The organism is Flavobacterium sp. Root420, from assembly GCF_001427905.1.
Lineage (GTDB): Bacteria > Bacteroidota > Bacteroidia > Flavobacteriales > Flavobacteriaceae > Flavobacterium.
In genome coordinates this window covers 150,026-170,086 of the sequence record NZ_LMEF01000031.1, presented here as the reverse complement: position 1 = coordinate 170,086, position 20,061 = coordinate 150,026, and the positions used below count along the sequence as shown (strand labels likewise).

Genomic DNA, 20,061 nt, shown 5'->3' with positions numbered 1-20,061 from the left:
CTAGATCAGACAGACTCTCTAATAATCAAATTGCCTTTTTTTAGACGTTTTTCAATTTCAAAAGTTTCAATATCTGTCATTTGACTCATTAATAATTGTATGGCGTTAATCGCAATATCTTCAATTGGTTGTGCAATTACACTAATTGTAGGCGTATGCAATTTAAAACTATCATGATCATCAAAACTAATAACTGATATATCTTCAGGAATTCTAATTCCCATTCCCCTAAAGGCCTGAAGACCCGCCAATCCCATATAATTGGCTAAAAACAGAACGGCGTCTATTTTAGGATTTTTATTGAAAAAATTTACCAGTTCTTCAATTCTTGTTTCTTCATTGCTATGATAATTTACATGAAGAACAAGCGATTCGTTGTACATTCCTGCTTCTTTTAAAGCGTCTCTGTAACCATCTTCTCTTAATGTCATCTGAATCATTTCAGAGGTAATATTAACGACAGCAATATTTTTACAACCTTTGTTTATCAGAAATTTTGTGGCCGAATGAGAGGCTTCATAATTATCCATTACAACATGACTCACGCTCTGTCCGGGAAAATATCTATCGACTAATACGACCGGTTTCTTCAATTTTAAAAGAAGATCAATTTTATCTTCAAGATTCTGTGTCGGAGTAATAATAAAACCATCCACATTTGCCTGCAGAAGGCTATGTATTAATTCTTCAGAACGTTCATCATCATCGCCTGTACTGCAATAAAAAACTCTGTAATTAATATTTTTAGCCTCATCTTCAATAACTCTTGCCAGATCAGCAAAAAACTGATTCGAAATATCCTCCACAATAAGCCCAATTGATCTTGTTTTTCCAGTTCTTAAACTAGTTGCAATCATACTGGGTCTGTAATGAAGTTTAGCAGCAATGTCCTGCACTTTTTTAATGACTGCAGCGCTGATTCCCATTTTCTCTCCTTTACCGTTAATGACAAAAGACACCGTAGATATTGAGACTTCAGCCTTTGTTGCAATATCCTTTATAGTAATCTTTTTCATTGAGAGAATTAGTTTTTGTTAGGCCTTAAATATACACAAATATATAGTAAAATAGAATTACTAAAACGATTTTGTAAATATTTTTTAAACAAATCGCTTTTTTAGAGTTAATATAAAACATTATTATCAGTATTATTAAGTATTTTGTGCTGAATTAAGACTGATTTTACCTTAAAACACTCATTTTTGCAAAATAAGCATTTCAAAAATTGATATTGCTTTAATACTAAAACCAAGTCATAACTTGTATCCCAAATGCAAAATAAATGATATATTAGCTAAAGAATTCATAACACTTAAGTTATTTATAGCAAAACCTTTATGACCAAAAAAACCATAATCCTAATCGCATTCATCCTCTTAAAATTCGTACTACAAATTGTCTTGTTAAGTCCGGAATATGATTTGCAACGTGATGAATATCTGCATCTCGATCAGGCACATCATTTGGCCTGGGGTTATTTATCGGTTCCTCCGGTGACATCCTGGTTTTCTTACTTGATATTTTTACTTGGAAATTCTGTTTTCTGGATTAAATTTTTTCCTGCACTTTTTGGTGTTTTGACTTTAGTAATGGTCTGGAAAACCATCGAAACACTTAAAGGCAATTTATATGCTTTAGTTCTGGGTGCGACCTGTATCGTGTTTTCATGTTTATTGCGACTTAATACGTTATATCAACCAAATTCATTCGATGTTTTATCCTGGACCGTTTTTTACCATGTTGTTATTCAATACATCACAATCAAAGAAAAAAAATGGTTTTATATTGGAGCAGTTGTATTTGCTTTTGGTTTTTTAAACAAATACAATATTCTATTTTTGCTTATTGGTCTTTTGCCCGCTCTTTTACTTTCTAATCAAAGAAAGATCTTAGCAGAGAAAAAACTCTATTTTGCATTGATTTTGGGATTACTAGTGATTCTTCCGAATTTATTATGGCAATACAACAATCAATTTCCGATTGTGCACCATATGAAAGAATTGGCCGAAACACAACTGGTTAACGTCGATCGTGTTGATTTTTTAAAAGAACAATTGTTATTTTTTATTGGTTCTTTTCTCGTTATTCTTTCAGGATTATATGCTTTACTCTTCTATAAACCGTTTGCAAATTATAAGTTCTTTTTTACTTCTATAATTTTTACATTAATCGTATTTATTTATTTCAAAGCAAAAGCATATTATGCAATTGGTCTATACCCTGTTTACATTGCTTTTGGATCTGTTTTTCTTTCGAATATTTTAAACACAGGATGGAAAAGATATTTAAAACCAGTTTTTATTCTGATTCCGTTATTATTATTTATCCCCATGTACAATTTGGCTTTCCCGAATAAAAGTCCTCAATACATTGCGCAACATCCTGAGAAATATAAAAAGTTGGGAATGCTTCGTTGGGAAGACGGAAAAGATCATGCCTTACCACAAGATTTTGCCGATATGTTGGGATGGAAAGAATTGGCCCGAAAAACAGATTCCGTTTATGCTTCCCTTCCAAAGTCAGAGAATACACTTGTACTTTGTGATAATTACGGACAGGCTGGCGCGATTAATTATTACTCTAAAAAAGGAATCAAAGCTGTTTCTTTTAATGCCGATTATATAAATTGGTTTAATCTTGATCTGAAGTATAAAAATCTTATCCGAATTAAAGGATATGAAAAAGATAGTAATGAGCTTGCTGAAACAAGTCCCTACTTTCGCTCTTCCCGAATTGTGGATGAAGTTTCAAATCAATATTCCCGAGAATATGGAACAACTATTTTCCTTTTTACTGATGCAAAAATAGACATCACCAAGAAGTTAGAACAAGAAATTAAAAACGAAAAAGATTACGGCAAGTAAATGACTGACTTTAGTACTATTGAATATTTAAAATTCGGAAATCAAAAACAGATACTGGCTTATGATATCTTAACCCGAAATACTATTTTGTCAAATATTGCTGAATTCGAACCTATTTTAGTCGGTACTATTCCGATAAATATTGACATTGAAAACAGCGATCTAGATATTATTTGTTACTGGGAAAACAAAACTGATTTTAAAACTAAAATTCAATCTGCTTTTGGGAAAGAAAAAGAATTCACGATTCGGGAAACACAAATTGATAACAAGGAAACTGTTGTAGCCAATTTTAAAATTGATCCTTTTGAAATCGAAATCTTCGGGCAAAACATTCCGACGAAAAATCAGAATGGTTATAAACATATGATTATTGAAGACCAGATTTTGACATCCAAAGGCGAAAATTTTCGATTAGAAATCATCAAACTCAAACAAAAAGGGTACAAAACGGAACCTGCGTTTGGTCTTTTACTCGGTTTAAAAAACGATCCTTATCTCGAATTACTGAATTATAAAATTGATTCTTTCATCTAAATCACTTTTCCCGACAACACAAACAACTGTATGTTAATAAGTTATTAAACTTTACAGTATCAAAGAAAATATTTCTGTAATTCCTTGCCACTTTGCACCCGAAACATCGCGGGATAGAGCAGTAGGCAGCTCGTCGGGCTCATAACCCGAAGGTCACAGGTTCGAGTCCTGTTCCCGCTACTAAGACAAAGCTTCAGAGAAATCTGGAGCTTTTTGTTTTATACTATCAAACAGATCCTTAATTCACGGTAATTTTGGGTACGCTTCGGGATACTTGCAAAAAAATCCATCAAAAAAGACTTGAATCTCAATCATTTTTTAAAACGAACTCTCCCTTATAAATTACATTTATAATCTTGAAACTTTCACTAAAAATGACAAAACTAGCCTCACGTCCAACTTGTATTGAACCAAAGCTTTTTTCAATTCCTAATACCCTGGCTGGATACAATGTTGCCATATTGACCGCCTCCGGCAAATCAATACCAACAAATTTCACACAATTACTAATAGCTTTCAGCATTGTCAGTTTGGATCCCGATAAAACTTCGCTTTTACTCAATTGGTCAATTGTAACATATCTGTCGTTACGTTCAATATGTTGATATATCCCAACATCACATGGCGTTGCAGCATCACTAATCAGATATAACGCATCATTAAGATTGCGCTTAGCTAAGGCCACCATTGCAAAATCAACATGAATACCATCAACAACTATACTTGTAAAAGGTTTTTTCTCAAAAATTGCCGCAATCGGACCAGGTGCCCGATGATGTAATGCTGGCATTCCGTTGTATAGATGTGTAACCGCCTTTCTTTTTCCAGATAAAAAAGCACTTGCTTCATGGTATTGAGCTCCCGTGTGCCCCATCGCAACAACAACATCTTTTTTCTCAAGCCAATTCATTACCTCATGGTTTTGCTTCTCTGGTGCCAGGGTCAGCATTTTGATTTCTCCATTCCCCTTCTCAAACCATCTTTCCAATTCTACAACAGATGCTTCTCTGATAAATTCAAAAGGATGGGCTCCCTTATTGTTGGAATTTATAAATGGCCCTTCAAGATGTAAGCCAAAGAAACTACCTCTCGTGTAATTTCTAAAAGTTACTGCACTGTCAAGAGCATTATATACTACATTATCAGCATTGGTCGAAACCGTCGGAAGAAACCCTACTACCCCCTGCTTTAATAATTCGTGTTCCATGACTTTAAGTGATTCTACACTTGGGTTTCCTCCAAATAATGCTCCACCTGCACCCATGACCTGCAAATCGATAAAACCAGGGCAAATATATGCTCCTCCAACATCTATTATGTCCATCCCTGCCAAAGAAGGTTGATCCAATAAGATTGCTTCAATCTTGTCTTCCCAAATTAAAAGCACTGCATTTTCTATGAGTTTGCCATCCGTTATAATTTTTGCATTGACAAAAGCTTTTTTTGAGTTATACATAGAGAGTAAGTAGTAGATTGTAATATAAAATTATACTAGCAAATATAAGGATAATGATAAACTTACCTGTGATGGAACTTTCCCTATTTTTGTTATCAGGTTAACATTAAACAGAGATTGTTTATTTTCCTTCATTAGTATTAAAACTATAAACAGCGGTATAGAAATCAGAAAAAAATGCTATAACAAAAAAGCTCCAGATTTCTCTGAAGCTTTGTCTTAGTAAGTATATATATACTGCTGAAACTAAAATTTAGTGATTTTAAAAAAATTATGGATCCCAGTAGTAACGATTTTGTTTTTGTTTATTGCAAAATTAATTATAATGCCTTTTCATTACTTCAGGATATTTTTTGAAATAGTACTTTGTAATGAGATTTGAAACTAACGGGATAAATGGTGGTATTAAATAAGACCAGCTTATAACATATGAGAATAAAAAAGTCAGGAAAAACACAAAAGGAATTATCAATGCCCTTGCTGAATTATAACTTACAATGACTTTGTCAATATGATGACTTATTTTATTTTTAGGATTTGCAATAACCCTCCATAATCTGAAATTTAAAAAACCCGACAAACAAATAGTTAAAGTATAAATAGCCAAAGGTAATTTTAAGGAACCAATATAATATTCGCTAAAAAAAGCAGTGCTAAATGGCATCACTACAATTGGCAATAAAAACAATAAGTTGTTCCATAAAAGTTTTTGGCTTACTGAAGTTACATATTTGTAAATCCGATGATGCGCAAGCCAATAAAGCCCAACAACAAAAAAACTCACTGTAAATCCTATAAATTTCGGCAAAATATGCACAAGTTCATGCCATAATTCTTTGTCAGAAATAGTAGATGAGTGAATTTCCGGAACTTTGATTTCAATAATTAATAATGTAATTGCTATTGCAAAAACAGCATCACTAAATAATGCAATTCGTTCTAATTGAAATTCTTCTTTAGAATCTTTTTCTTTATAATTGTTCATTCTTTTTATGGTTCAATATTTTATTCTGCTAAATTATCTGTTTCAATCTAATTAATACAGACTAAATTTAATTATATTATATAAATACTAAAAGCATCTAAGAAGCTTAAAATACAGTTTTCAATTCCAGGAATAAAATTAATATATCGATTAATTTCAGCAAGCCCCATCTCGCATAAACAATTTATCAATCAGTGTTTTTTAATTAACTTATTGTCAATGCCGGGTTTACTAAACATAATAAATTGTAAATTCTAATTAAAGATTGAAAAAAGTACGATGGTTAAAGATTCTTACTTCAAAAGTGCGCAAATATACCATAATATCTGAATTGGAAGTGTGTTACTGGAATTATTGTTAATAAACTTTCTATTTCGCAATAAATTATGCAAAAGCTACTTATTTAAATACTCTTGATTTATATTTGAATATGTATCTGCTAAAATTAAGCAGAGTCCTTCTGAAAAAGCAGCAGATTATTCTGGCAGCAACTATTTCATTTCTACAATCATTTCTACCTCGATTGCCATATGCTGCGGAAGCGTAAATACACCCACAGAAGTACGGGCATGCCTGCCTTGTTCACCAAATACTTCAATTAATAAATCCGAAAAACCATTCATTACTTTAGATTGTTCCGTAAAGGAGTCGATAGTATTTACATAACCGTTCACTTTGACTATCCGTTTTATTTTATCCAGACTTCCAAAAGCCTGCTTAAGTACCGCCAGCTGATTTATACCTGATATCCTGGCCGCCTGATACCCTTCTTCTATACTTAAGTCCTGCCCTACTTTGCCGGTACTATATTTTCCATCTGGTTTAAGAGGCCCTCTTCCTGAAAGGAAAACCAAATTTCCAACTCTTACCAGATCCACATAACTGCCTAAAGCTTCGGGTATTTTTGGTAACTGAATTCCTAACTGATTTAATTTTTGCTCCGGGGTCTGCGCGGACAAATTAAAACTCAATAGTACTAATGCAAACATTACTATATTTTTCATTATTTCCTTAATTTATTTTCAAAAAAAGAAAGCTACCTTTTAAAGATAGCTTTACTGATTTCTTTGTTATTTATTTTATGAATTTAATTAACTCGGCATTGAATTTTGGAAGCTCTTCGATAAACAATGCATGACCGCTTTTCTCGAATGGAACCAAAGTTGAATTGGCAATTGATTTGTGCATTTGTTCAGCTAATTCATAAGAACAAATTTTGTCTTGTGTACCATGAAGAATAAGAGTTGGTATTTTGATTTTTTTCAGATCTTCTCTCAAGTCAGTATCACGAAGTGCTTTCAAAGATTCAGCCATTGCATATGGTGATGCCTGTGCCTGAATAGTACCAAGCCATGCACCTTGCCCTGCTGAAACACTTGTTTCATTGGCCGGGAAAATTTTTCCGAAATTCTCAAACAATTGTGGTCTGTTGGTATTGTTAAGGGCAATAAGTCCGTTTACATCTTCTTTTGTCCAAAAACCGTAATTAAAGTCAGCTCTTTTAGTCCATAATGGAGCTGCCGCGCCAAACAAAGCCAGTTTTGAAACGTGGGCTGCATTGTATTTCGCCACATAATGAATCACTGTTGCACCTCCCATAGAGAATCCGCCTATAGTGGCATTTTCAATTTTAAGCTTATCCAGAATTACTTTGATATCATCTGCATAAACATCATAATTATAGGCTCCACCCGGTTTGTCTGAAAGTCCAAAGCCTCTTAAGGTGATCCCGATCACTCTGTAACCTTTTTCAAGAAGTGCTGCATACTGGTATTCGTACATGGCATCACTCAATGGCCATCCGTGAATTAATACTACCGGTTTTCCTTCTCCCAAATCTGTTACATGCAGTTTTACATTTTTTTCTACTTCAATATATTCTTCCCTCCCTAAGCTTGCCGGTTTTCTTTGGCTTTGAGAAAATGCAGTTGATACTGCTAATAAAAAAATGGCGAAGCTTGTCGTTACGATTGTTTGTAAATTGGTTTTCATTTTTTTTACGTTTTAATTGTTATTTAAGTTTTAATTTTATCTCTGTCATTTCTTATTGACAGGACAAAATTGCGTTTTTCTTGATTATAAATCAAATTAATAATTTTTATATATTATTAATTTGATTTATAATTATAGTTTTTTAAAACAATAAAGTTGATGATACATGCATCAAATTGAGCGATAACTTACAATAAAGCAGAACAAGTGGCTTTGAACAAGGAAATACTACTTATTAATACATAAAAAGAAGCATTGATTTTTATAAGAGACATTTGGAGAGCGGCTTTTTATTTGATTTAGATTCTGAGTGCGAAGTCAGCAGACATTCGCACAACTTTATGAGCTACAGAAGACTGGGAGGAATATAATTCTATTCTAATTCTGCAACAATTCCAAAAATCTAAATAATAAATTTATCTTTCTTAAATTTGTTCCAACAACTGTAATATTTAATTTTTTAACTTCTAAAAAAATGGATTTTCAGAATAATGAATTTTCAAAAATAGAATCATTAAAAGCAAATAAAATAACTTTTATAGCAAAGGCGATAGGAGCATTTATTTTTGTGAGTACAATTTTAGGAATAATTAATTTAGAGATAATTATTATTGAATCCCGAAAACTATCTGTTGAATTTAAAATTTCTTCTGTCATACTATCCGTAATTCTTTTATCTTTTTTGGTATATGCCGTATTAAAGGATACAATTATTACCAGGAAAAATAAAATAACGAAAGTTATAGTTGATCAAAATGGTTTGCACCATTATAAAGATGCAACAATTATTGAATCACTAACTTTTGAGTCTTTATATCCAAACCCCGATCTAAAAAATTATGATATAGTTTTATCAGAGGGTGAAGATGTCAGCTATGATATTTGTGTATATTATTTTGATAACTCCAGGAACACAATAATTTATAAAGCCATTATATTCAATACGCCATTTTCAATACGCAATGGAAAAGAATTAAAAAGACATTTCATAAAGGGCGTTTTAAAGTTCCGATCCGATTTGAAAGTTTCACCAAAGGTTTTAGATTTATTAAATTTAAAGAATTCATAAAACATAAAACTAATCCCTAATCAACTCCGAAGAGTACTGAGATTGCAGGTCGTTCCAAAAATGTAAATATTAATTTTTTAAGGTATTTTCTTTACCATAAATGTTCGAAGATTATCCCATTAGGACTACTAAAACAAAAGCTTCAGATTTCTCTGGAGCTTTTGTTTTTTATTTAATTTATATAACCATTGTCATCCACCAACGTATCTTACATTACTTTGCTGTTGATTCTTTAGAAAAATTAAACGTTTCTATTTCAGACAATTCTGCATTAAATTTGACAAAACTGGCAGGAAATCCAGTCTTAATTTTACCAAATTTATTCTCCAGACCAATCGCGTTTGCTACATTTGAAGTAGCCATTTTAATAGCTTCATCGGCTGAAACACCTAAATGATTATAAGCATTTTGTACTGCTTCTGACATCGAAATTGTGGCTCCGGCCAAATTACCTTCATCATTTCTATAAAAACCATCTTCGAGATGCGCATCAAAATTATCCCAATTGAAGTTGGCCACTTTTCGGCCTAAAAATGTAGCATCACTAATCAAAAAGAACTTGTCCTGTTTTAACTTGTACGCCAGTCTTGCTGCCGCATAATCACAATGTGCGCCATCTAAAATAACGGGAGTAAATACATTTTCATTTTCAAGAGAAGCGCCAACTAAACCGGGTTCACGATGCCCGAACTGTGTCATCGCATTAAATAAATGGGTGACGAGTTTTATTCCTTTTGAGAAATAAACCTGTGCTTCTTTATAGGTAATCGTTGAATGGCCGATCGAAATTACAATCCCACTTTCTAATAACATCTCCAATTGTTCCTCAGTAAAACACTCCGGAGCTATTGTAATGACTTTTATAACCTCTTTTCCATATCGGATAATCTCCTCAAGTTCTTTATTTGTTGGTTTTCGAACCTGGTCAATACTATGGGCTCCTCGTCGCAGCGGATTTAAAAAAGGTCCTTCCAAATGCATTCCGATTACGCCATTATTGTATTTTTTTGTGTAATTACGGACCGCTTCAATTCCCTGCAAAATGGTTTCATTAGAGGACGATATTAAACAAGGAAGTACGTGCGTTGTTCCGTATTTAAGACTTGTATCATAAATATCCTGAATGGTTTCTTCCGTTGGAGTCTGACTAAAGTAAAGTCTTTCACCGCCATTTATTTGAATGTCTATAAAACCGGCAGCAATATGTTTTCCTTTCAAGTCAATTGCTTCAATATCATTTGGAATCTCTTTTTGAATAGAAAGAATCGTTCCGTTTTCTATAATAATACTCCCGTTATGGATTATTTCATCACCCGTATGAACCGTTGCATTGACAATGGCTTGTTTCATTTTTTATAATTTTATTTTCCCTTGTAAATTAGGTATTGCTTTCTCATTTTTTTGAAATTCTGCAAACCTTCTTTCCAGCTGTTTCTGATTTCTTCTTCTGATAGTCCGGCTTCAATCTGCTGTTGCAATTTTTCGTTTCCGGCACGGATCGAGAACTTTCTTTTGTCGAAAAATTTTGATTTATCGGCCGTTGTCTCATAGGCTTTAATCAGCCATTTAATTTCAAGTCTATTGATTCTCGGAATTGCCGACAAATCTTCGCCATTACATTCAATTCCATTGTATAAAGGATTTTTGTCTCCAAAATTAGGTTTTGGCGTAAATGCAAAATTACTTTTTGGCAAATAAGGAGAACCATAAATTTGAAATTGTTTTTCGGTTCCGCGACCCATACTGACGTTCGTCCCTTCAAAAAGGCATAAACTGACGTATAAATTGACAGACTGATCGTTTGGCAAATTCGGAGAAGGTCGCACAGGCAAACTATAACTGCTGTTTCTATTGTAATTCAGACAGGGAATAACAGTCAACTTGCACTGAATGCCATCTTTCAGCCATTTCTCGCCATTGATCATTTTAGCTTCTTCTCCCAAAGTCATTCCGTGTAATAAAGGCGTTGGATGCATCCCAATTCCGCTCTTAAAAGCAATATCCAAAACAGGTCCGTCTACAATGGCGATATTCGGATTTGGGCGATCCAAAACAATAAGTGGTACCTTATTTTCAGCACACGATTCCATTATTCGGTGCAGGGTAGAAACATAAGTATACAATCTTGTTCCGACATCCTGCAAATCAAAAACCATGATATCAATCCCTTTCAGTTCTTCTGCCGTTGGCTTGTTGTTTTTTCCGTAAAGAGAAACAATCGAAATTCCGGTTTTTGTATCCACTTCATCAGACACATGTTCACCCGCATCGGCAGTTCCCCTGAAGCCATGTTCGGGAGCAAAGATGCTTTTTATCTTTACTTTTTTCTCCACTAAAAAATCAACCAAATGGATTTTATTGTCAATAATTCCTGTCTGATTGGATACTATACCAATTGTTTTCCCTTTCAGCAAAGGCAAATATGCAGTATAATTCTCCGCGCCCGTTTTTATTTTCTGCGCAAAAGATGCTGTTGTTATCAGTGCGCAAATTAAGATTAGTTTTTTCATAGTGTTTAATTTTTTCTTGCCACAGATTAAAGGATTAAATTGATTTTTTCTTTAGCCGAAAATTGTACAAATTTCCACAAATTTTCTCACGCAGATTTTGCAGATTCAGAAGATTTAATTCGTGTAATTCGTGGCAACCCTTTTTTTCAATGATTAACCTGTCTCCAAATTTTAGCAGTAAAATCATCTTTGTACATCAGTCTGTTGGTTCGGGTTGGATTTACACGATTGGTCAGAATAATTATATACCGATCATTATCCGGATTTAAAAAGAAAAAAGTTCCGGTAAAACCGGTGTGGCCAAAATCATTCTCTTTGAAAAAGGCATCAGGTTTACGTTTATCAAACCCTAATCCGCGGTAAATTCCATTTTTGACAAGGGGCGAGTTAGTAAACTCCTTAATTACTTTTGCCTTCAGAATTTGTTTTCCATGGTACTTGCCATTATTCAACAACATTTGACAAATCACCGAGATGGATTCGGCATTTGCAAATAAGCCTGCGTTTCCGGAAACACCTCCAAAAATTGCCGCAGCTTCATCATGCACATAACCTTTAATGGTATCTTTTCTGAAAAAATTATCGACTTCCGTTGGCATCACATTTTCTTCTGAAGTCCATTTTAAAGGATTGTATCCGATTTTTGAAATTCCTAATTCGGTGTAAATCTCTCTAGCCAATTGATCGAGTTTTAAACCTGTTTTAGCCTCTACCATTTGTTGTACCAAAATCAGATTTAAATCACTGTACAAATATTTTCCACGTTCATTGGTATTCGCATTTTCTATTTTATTATAAACCGTTTTGTAAAATTCAGGATTCAGCCACATGTTTTTATAGATCTGAATATAATGCCCTTTTGGCCTGAAAGAAAGGTAATTAGAATCGTAAACGATATTTTTATTGACGTACATCGTATCAAACAGATTCCGATAAACATCTGATTTTTGATTGCTTAACAAAGGCGATCCGTCCGGTGTTGACAATAAACTTTGATAAAAAGTAATGCTGGGTTTTAGACCTGTAGTATGCGTCAATAATTCAAAAAGCGTTAAATCGGCAATAGCGGTGTTTTTGTACATCGCAACTACATCTCCCAGTTTGTCATCTAATTTTATTTTATTTTCTCCAACAATGCGCATGGTTACCAGGGTTGCCCCTAAAACCTTAGACATAGAAGCCAAATCATAAACATCGTCTGCTTTGACTTTTTGCTTTTTTGAATAATCCTGATACCCATAATTCTTCTCTATAAAAACAGCCTCTTTACTGCCCACAATAATTTGCGCTCCCGGAAAAAAACCTTTTTCGAGTGCATTATTCATCATCGAATCGATATAAACTTCATTTCGTTTTATATCAAAAGACTTCTTTGAATTTTTCTGGCAATAGCCATCCATTCCTAAAAAAATCAGGAAAACAAATACAACTTTAGTCAATATCTTTATCATCTTTTTATGGATTAATTCTTAAATCCTGAGCCGCCATAAGTGGTTCATTATTGGTTCCGGTAATCATTATTCTAACGGCTTTTACAGCTTGTTTTGGATAAATGGATGCATTGCCGTAGTCAAAATTATCTCCTTTTACAAAGTCGACACCATTATATGAATACTCAACATAGCCATTGTTCACAATAAATCTTGGGTGATGCGGAATCCCCGTCGACACATCAATTTTTGAAGAAGTAACCGGATTCGTGAAGGTATACAAAATCCAGTCGCCATTGACACACGGAACATCAGTACGCAAATACGTTTCCACATTATAATCTTCTAATTTCGAAATTGGGAACTTCGGATTCTCCGCCATTGAAGACGTCACTTTTACCTCTGGTTCCTGATACGGGGAACAATTGAAATTTACTTTGGCAGCAGATTCTTTCGCTTCTTTATTTTCAACTGTAAAATCCAGACGATAGGTGTTTTTTTCATTGTAATTTTCAATCACAAATCGTAAACGCGGTTTTAACTTTAAAGCAATTTCTTCAGAATAGGTTTGGATTAATTTATCATTTTCAAAAAGCGAAATCGTTCTGATCACTCCATTATTGCTTTTATCTTCTGTTGGATTAAAAGTCAGGTACCAAATACCATTCTTATCCACTTGCTCAGAGATATTTTCTGAGATATTTAAAATTTCAACTTTTGATGTATTCCAATTGGCAACCGGTAATTTTTCCACTTTTACAGCCGGACTTGCGGTATATTCATTGAAAAACGTGCGGAACAAATACTTCTCATACTCTTTGGTCTGAATTGGTTTTGTATATAAAGGACATTGCATTGTTGGTTCATTTCCTTCTGTATCATAACGTACAACAGCTCCTTCATAAGGCGGAGTTACGGTAATGCTTCCGTTTTTATAAATGGCAGTCGGCGGAAAATCCCTAAAAGCAATTCCCATATTGGCCAGACGCTGCAGATGACTGCGGGTTAATCTTCCGTAAAAATCATCCCAATTTTTATCTTCTTTTCTCGACCACCCAATTTCTGATAAAGCCGAAATTCTCGGGTAGCTCTGGTATTCCATAATTCGTGCGGGGCGATCTAAATATTCACTCCACAAACCGCCCTGAACTCCTTTTATGTTTTTTTGCTGTTCTGGTGTTAAATCATTTTCCGGAATTGGTTCAAAGGAATACGCTCTTTTGGTATCGGTAATAGCAGCCCAGCGATGACCACGCTCGTTTTCTGACTGTGCCATATCAAAATAGGTATATTGCCCCGGCATCATAATAGTGGGGTGTCCTTTTTTGGCAGATTCTATTGCGTAACTGATTCCCTGCCAGGCAAAAATTAGCGTATTGGGACTCATTTCACCTCCTTTAAGAATTTCATTCCAGCCGGCTGTTTTTCTATTGTATTTTTCTACGATTTTTTCGACACGCTTAAAGAAATAATTCTGAAGCTGAAAAGTATCGGTATAGCCTTCCTTTTCCATTAAAGCCCTGCATTTTGGACATTGTTCCCAAGTTGCTCGATTCACCTCATCTCCTGCAACATGAATGTAATCGAAAGGAAACAGTTCTGAAAATTCCCTAATAATAGAATCTAAAATCTGGTAATTTTCTTCACGGCCTACACACCACACATTTTTTACTTCGCCCTGCACACTTTTGGTTTCCTGAGTAGTTACACAACCAACTTCCGGATACGCCGCTGTTACTGCGCGCGAATGTCCCGGAATTTCAATTTCGGGCATAATGGAGATTCCACGATCTAAGCTATAAGCAACTACTTCTTTTATATCGGCCTGCGTATAATAACCGCCGTAACGTTTATCTCCCGAACCATACGATGGCAGCAAAGCTTCGCCAGGTCCTCTCCAGGCTCCTTTTGTTGTTAAATCTGGCATCGATTTAATCTCAACTCTCCAGCCGTTATCATCCGTTAAATGCCAGTGAAAAACATTCATTTTATGTGCAGCCAGCCAGTCAATATAATTCTTAACGGTTTGTTTGTCAAAAAACTGTCTTGAACAATCGAGCATCATGCCACGCCAGTCAAAACGGGGATAATCGTCTATTTTTACAAACGGAATTCTTCCTTTTTGTACTTCCTTCGCTGAGCAAATTTGTAATAAAGTCTGAAAACCATTCAGTACTCCATTTACCGATTTTCCTTTTACAAGAACTCCTTTTTTGGTTACACGCAATTTATAACCATCGTTGGGAAGTTTCATTTTTTCATCAACCAAAAATGCGATTGTATTTTTTTTCTGTTTACTCCCAACAACAACAATCGGGTTGATCCCGGTATTTTTTAAAAAAGAAGCCGTTATAAAAGCGACACTTTTCTGTACTTTTTTGTCTACAATAATTTGTACCGATGCAGGAATTATAAACACGCCTTCTTTCTGTTCTACTTTGACAGGTTTCGGAATAATATCTAGCTGTTGAGCCTGCATAATACTCAGAGAACTCAGGAAAATAGCAATTAGCAAGATACTTTTTCTCATCTTTATTTTGTTATAAGTTGTACCGGACTACTTTCCGTTTGGGTTTGACTTAAAGCGGAAACGGCAAAAATGTAATTTTCAAAATCACTACTTTCAGCTTCAAATTTTGTAGCTGTTGTTACGTAATACATATGCTCAGCATTAGAAAAGTCTGTAATTTTTCCTTTCGGAAATCTATAAATCACGAACTTCTTATCATTCGCTCCGGCTATCCAGGTTAACATTGCTTTACCTCCTTTTTTTGTAATTAAAGCGTTTGTTGGCGGCAGTGGTTTTATTCTTGTAATTCTGTTTGCCTCGGGCGTTAACGCGAGATATTTATATTGTTTTTGAAGGAGTGGTTTTCTGAGTGTATCCCCTTTTTTGAGAAAAGTATTTGCTGTAAAATGCATCGAACCGTCTAACAAAGGCATAGTTCGAATCATTTCTATTTGTTTCACAATTTGATCCGGACTTCTCCATTCCGGTTCTTTCGCGGTGTTCGAAATTTTATAATCACCATGACCGATGTAAACATTTGCCCCATATTTGTGAGCGGCCCACCATTTTGCCAAAACTTCAAAATTAGCTCTGTCAAAACCTATGTGCCAATACAGTTGTGGCGTTACATAATCGATCCAGTTTTCTTTTTGCCATTTTAAAATATTGGCATACAAATCATCATAATTTGTAGCGCCGGCCACTGTATTTGAACCTTCTGAATCTTTGGCTATATTTCTCCATACTCCAAAAGGTGAAATTCCGAATTCGACCTCAGGTTTATTCGCGATTATAGTGTCTCTTATTTGTTTAATGATCAAATCGACATTGTCCCTTCTCCAATCGTCTTTATCTTTAAACTGGCGTGGTTCTTTAGCAAATGCTTTTTGATCCGGAAATTCCTCTCCTGTAATTTTATAAGGATAAAAATAGTCATCCATATGAACGGCCTGAATATCATAATTTCGAACTATTTCACCTACTACCGAAGAAACAAAATCTCTGGTTTCCTGATAACCCGGATTAAAATATCTTGATTTTCCGTAGGTCAGGAACAGCTCTGGTTTTTTAAAGTATAAATGTGTTTTTGCAAGCACTTCTTTAGTGGTATCTTTTTGTACGCGATAGGGATTCAGCCAAACATGAACATTCATTCCTCTTTTTCCGGCTTCGTCAATCATCATCTGTAAGGGGTCAAACCCCGGAGCAACGCCCTGAATTCCTGTTATCCAGTGGGATGCTGGTTCTTTTGTTGATTTGTAATACGCATCAGCCGTGGGGCGGATTTGAAAAATTACAGTATTCAAATTATTAGATCGCAAATTATCCAGAATGGTAATCATTTCAGATTTCATTTGTTTGTCTGATAATCCTGGTTTTGAAGGCCAGTCAATATTGTCTACTGTCGAAATCCAGGCCGCACGCATTTCTCTTTTTGGTGATTCCTGACTGAAAATTTTTGCCTGAAGCAGCAGTATCAAGAGTAAAATTTTTAAGCTTTTCATAAGTACTATTTGGTTAGTTAATTTTAATTGAATTTATCTGTTAAATCTGCTAGAAAAAAATATCTCACGCAGATTTGGCAGATTTTATTTTTTTAATATTTTACGATTAAAAATCTGCGTTACTGTGCGTCTCTACCAAAACCTTTGTCCCTTTGAGCCTCTGCAACTTTGAACCTTCAAAAAAAATCTACTTCAAACAACTCTTCAAAATCGTCACCGGATGCATGGCTTTTCTATTGGTTCCGTCAAAAATCTGATGGCGGCAGCTTGTTCCTGCAGCAGCAATTTCCGTTGTCGATTCAGTTGCGCGAATTTTTGGAAACAAAGTATCTTCACCCATTTGCATACTGATTTCGTAATGCTCTTTTTCATAACCAAACGAACCCGCCATACCGCAACAACCTGAATTATAAATAGTAACTGAACTATTTTTAGGCAGATTCAGCATCGCAAAAGAAGCCTGAACTGTGCTCAATGATTTTTGATGACAGTGTCCGTGAATTTTTATTGTTTTTTCTTCATCTGAAAATTGTTCGGAGTGAATTTTTCCTTTTGTAATTTCTCTTTTAAAAAACTCTTCGATCGTAAAGGTATTTTTTGATACTTTCTCGGCATTGACTTTATCTCCCGCCAATCGAAGGTATTCATCCCTAAACGTTAATATTGCCGACGGTTCAATTCCTATTAACGGTGTTGCTTCAGAAATTAAATCTCTGAAAACATTCACATTTTTATTGGCGATTTCCTGTGCTTCTTCCAGAAAACCTTTCGATATAAAAGCCCTGCCGCTTTCTTCGTGATCTGTAATAACTACTTCGTAACCCAATCCTGTCAATAATTCATAAGCATCGATTCCAACGGAAACATCATAGTAATTGGTAAATTCATCACAAAAAAGATAGACTTTTCCGTTTTTGAAAGAATTGTTTTCTGCGGACTTTTTATTTTTTGCGTACCATTTTCTAAAAGTCATTGAGGCCAATAAAGGAACTTGTCTTTCAGATGCAATTCCCATGCTTTTTTTAACAAAGGATAAATTGGCTATAAAGTTAGTCATTGAAGGTGCGATACTTCCTAACTCATTGAGTTTTGAATTAAAAGCAAATATTTTATTCCGAACAGAAAATCCGTTTGCTTTTTGATAGTGGTATAAAAACTCTGCTTTTAAAGTCGCTACATCCACATTACTTGGGCATTCGCTGGCACAGGCCTTACAGCTTACACACAATTCAAATACTTTATATAATTCGTCGTGGTCGAATTTATTGTCTTTCTCAGAATGCGTTAAATATTCTCTAAGCGCATTTGCTCTGGCACGAGTTGTATCTTTTTCATTTCGGGTGGCACGGTAACTCGGACACAACGTTCCTCCGGCAGATGGCATTTTTCTGCAATCACCAGAACCATTGCATTTCTCGGCGGCACGCAAAATTCCCATACTATCTGAGAAATCCTGAATGGTTTTAATATCCGGTTCGACCCTGCCCGCTTCTACCCTAAGGTTTTCATCCATTTTGAAAGCGTTGACAATTTTCCCAGCGTTCAAGATGGTATCGGGATCAAAAGCCTTTTTAATTCGCTTTAATAATTCGTAATTTTTTTCGCCTATCATAAAAGGCAAAAACTCACCACGAACTATTCCGTCGCCATGTTCACCACTCAGTGAACCTCTATATTTTTTTACCAAAATAGCTACTTCGGTAGCAATGTTTCTAAATTGATGTAATCCTTCTTTTGTTTTTAAATTCAAAACCGGACGCAGGTGAATTTCTCCCGCACCCGCATGTGCATAATAAATAGCACTCTGTCCATGGCGCTGCATCATCGCAGCAAAATCAGCTATATAATTGGGTAAATCACTTAGTTCAACCGCAGTATCCTCAATAGAATCTGCAGCTTTATCATCGCCCACTATACTTCCTAAAAGCCCCAGACCAGCTTTTCGCAAGTCATTTATTTTATCAATATCAGTTCCGTAAATTTTAGGCAAAGCATAACCAAAATTATTATCCTGAAGGTCTTTAATCAAAGCATCTGCCTGTTGTTCTGCATTTTCCATACTATGATGCGAACCAACTTCAAGCATAATGACTGCTTTTGGTTCTCCCACAATAAAAAACCTGTTTTTAGCTTGTTCCCTATTGGTTTTGGTACAATCCAAAATGATGTCATCCATCATTTCGCAGGTATACAAATGATGTTTCATCGCCGTAACTACAGCTTCTAAACTCTCCTGAATCGTATGAAAATGAGCCACTACCATAATCGCATTGGTCGGTGGCAAATCGTCTACTTTTAATGTAATTTCTGTAGTAAAGGCCAAAGTTCCTTCGCTTCCGCAAAGTAGTTTTCCAAGATTTATAGTATTTTCTGTTCCCGAAAAGAGTTCTGATTTTAATAATAAATCAATGGCGTAACCTGTATTTCTCCTGTGGATTTCCGGTTTTGGAAATTCCTTTACAATCTCTTCCTGATTTTCTTTATTGGAAAGTTCTTCATAAATTGTTTTATAGATTTTACTTTCGAGTGAATCGCCTTTTGTTTTGGCTATAAATTCTTCAGAAGACATTTCTTTAAAAGCAACAATACTTCCGTCGCTCAAAACTGCTTTTATCTCAACAATTTTATCACGGGTCACCCCATACCGAATTGATGTGGTTCCGGATGAATTGTTACCGACCATTCCGCCAATCATACATCGATTTGTGGTCGAAGTGTTGGGTCCAAAAAATAAGCCGAATGGTTTTAGATATAAATTCAGCTCATCGCGAATAACCCCCGGTTGCACAGTTATGGTTTTCTCTACGGCATCAAATGATACAATCTTGTTAAAATGTTTAGAAACATCTACTATTATTCCGTTTCCAACTGTTTGTCCCGCTAGTGAAGTTCCTGCTGTTCTGGGTGTTATTGATATTTTATTTTCTGCTGCAAACCGAATAATTTTGACAATATCTTCTTCTGATTTTGGAACCGCAACTGCAACTGGCATAATTCTATAAGCAGAAGCATCAGTAGCATACAATTTTTTATGAAGCTCATCATAAAAAAGAGTTCCTTCTAATGAATTGGATAATTGCTGTAGTTGATGAGGATCGGGCATCTATTGGTTATTTTATCGGTAGTTAATTTGAAACAATTGAATTTCAATTTTTATTATTTAAACCTGACGGGTTTTAAAAACCCGTCAGGTTTCCCAAAAAT

14 protein-coding genes and 1 tRNA gene are annotated in these 20,061 nt (G+C 34.8%); 4 read left to right on the top strand and 11 right to left on the bottom strand.

Features of this window, described 5'->3' with window-relative positions; translation table 11 throughout:
* Window positions 1-5: 5 nt before the first annotated feature.
* Window positions 6-1,016 (bottom strand): LacI family DNA-binding transcriptional regulator, encoded by a 1,011-nt coding sequence (locus tag ASC72_RS19780; RefSeq protein ID WP_056194943.1) that lies wholly within the window; start codon window positions 1,014-1,016, stop codon window positions 6-8.
* Window positions 1,017-1,337: 321 nt separating this feature from the next.
* Between ASC72_RS19780 and ASC72_RS19775 the strand changes: the two genes are divergently transcribed.
* The 3 genes from ASC72_RS19775 to ASC72_RS19765 all read left to right on the top strand — a co-directional run bounded on the left by ASC72_RS19775 (window position 1,338) and on the right by ASC72_RS19765 (window position 3,581).
* Window positions 1,338-2,864: a glycosyltransferase family 39 protein gene (locus ASC72_RS19775; protein WP_056194941.1), complete on the top strand. Its 1,527-nt coding sequence runs from the start codon at window positions 1,338-1,340 to the stop codon at window positions 2,862-2,864.
* Window positions 2,865-3,401, top strand: a complete 537-nt coding sequence (locus ASC72_RS19770; RefSeq protein WP_056194938.1) for a DUF4269 domain-containing protein — start codon at window positions 2,865-2,867, stop codon at window positions 3,399-3,401.
* A 107-nt stretch (window positions 3,402-3,508) separates the two neighbouring features.
* Window positions 3,509-3,581, top strand: a tRNA-Met gene (locus ASC72_RS19765).
* A 127-nt stretch (window positions 3,582-3,708) separates the two neighbouring features.
* Here ASC72_RS19765 and nagA (ASC72_RS19760) read toward each other — a convergent pair.
* From nagA (ASC72_RS19760) to ASC72_RS19745, 4 genes are all read right to left on the bottom strand, one after another.
* Complete coding sequence (gene nagA, locus ASC72_RS19760) at window positions 3,709-4,857, bottom strand: N-acetylglucosamine-6-phosphate deacetylase (protein WP_056194934.1); 1,149 nt, start codon at window positions 4,855-4,857, stop codon at window positions 3,709-3,711.
* 316 nt (window positions 4,858-5,173) lie between these two features.
* Window positions 5,174-5,842 carry a TMEM175 family protein gene (locus ASC72_RS19755; protein ID WP_056194931.1) on the bottom strand — a complete coding sequence of 223 codons (669 nt, stop codon included), beginning with the start codon at window positions 5,840-5,842 and terminating at the stop codon, window positions 5,174-5,176.
* Window positions 5,843-6,333: 491 nt separating this feature from the next.
* Window positions 6,334-6,846: a RidA family protein gene (locus ASC72_RS19750; RefSeq protein ID WP_056194927.1), complete on the bottom strand. Its 513-nt coding sequence runs from the start codon at window positions 6,844-6,846 to the stop codon at window positions 6,334-6,336.
* A 70-nt stretch (window positions 6,847-6,916) separates the two neighbouring features.
* Window positions 6,917-7,834, bottom strand: a complete 918-nt coding sequence (locus ASC72_RS19745) for an alpha/beta fold hydrolase (protein WP_056194924.1) — start codon at window positions 7,832-7,834, stop codon at window positions 6,917-6,919.
* 475 nt (window positions 7,835-8,309) lie between these two features.
* Here ASC72_RS19745 and ASC72_RS19740 point away from each other — a divergent pair, with 475 nt between their 5' ends.
* Window positions 8,310-8,903: a hypothetical protein gene (locus ASC72_RS19740; protein WP_056194922.1), complete on the top strand. Its 594-nt coding sequence runs from the start codon at window positions 8,310-8,312 to the stop codon at window positions 8,901-8,903.
* A 213-nt stretch (window positions 8,904-9,116) separates the two neighbouring features.
* On the opposite strand, the gene nagA (ASC72_RS19735) is transcribed toward ASC72_RS19740, so the two are convergent.
* The 6 genes from nagA (ASC72_RS19735) to ASC72_RS19710 all read right to left on the bottom strand — a co-directional run bounded on the left by nagA (ASC72_RS19735) (window position 9,117) and on the right by ASC72_RS19710 (window position 19,960).
* Complete coding sequence (nagA, locus tag ASC72_RS19735) at window positions 9,117-10,253, bottom strand: N-acetylglucosamine-6-phosphate deacetylase (RefSeq protein ID WP_056194919.1); 1,137 nt, start codon at window positions 10,251-10,253, stop codon at window positions 9,117-9,119.
* 11 nt (window positions 10,254-10,264) lie between these two features.
* Window positions 10,265-11,413: an exo-beta-N-acetylmuramidase NamZ domain-containing protein gene (locus ASC72_RS19730; protein ID WP_056194917.1), complete on the bottom strand. Its 1,149-nt coding sequence runs from the start codon at window positions 11,411-11,413 to the stop codon at window positions 10,265-10,267.
* Between the two features lie 146 nt (window positions 11,414-11,559).
* Entirely contained in the window at window positions 11,560-12,864 is a 1,305-nt protein-coding gene (locus tag ASC72_RS19725; RefSeq protein WP_056194915.1) for a serine hydrolase, read from the bottom strand.
* 4 nt (window positions 12,865-12,868) lie between these two features.
* Complete coding sequence (locus ASC72_RS19720; RefSeq protein WP_056194912.1) at window positions 12,869-15,373, bottom strand: beta-N-acetylhexosaminidase; 2,505 nt, start codon at window positions 15,371-15,373, stop codon at window positions 12,869-12,871.
* 2 nt (window positions 15,374-15,375) lie between these two features.
* The gene (locus ASC72_RS19715; RefSeq protein WP_056194909.1) at window positions 15,376-16,857 is read right to left on the bottom strand and encodes a glycoside hydrolase family 10 protein; all 1,482 of its coding nucleotides are present in this window, start codon (window positions 16,855-16,857) and stop codon (window positions 15,376-15,378) included.
* A 187-nt stretch (window positions 16,858-17,044) separates the two neighbouring features.
* Window positions 17,045-19,960, bottom strand: a complete 2,916-nt coding sequence (locus tag ASC72_RS19710; protein ID WP_056194907.1) for an FAD-binding and (Fe-S)-binding domain-containing protein — start codon at window positions 19,958-19,960, stop codon at window positions 17,045-17,047.
* Window positions 19,961-20,061: the final 101 nt, after the last annotated feature.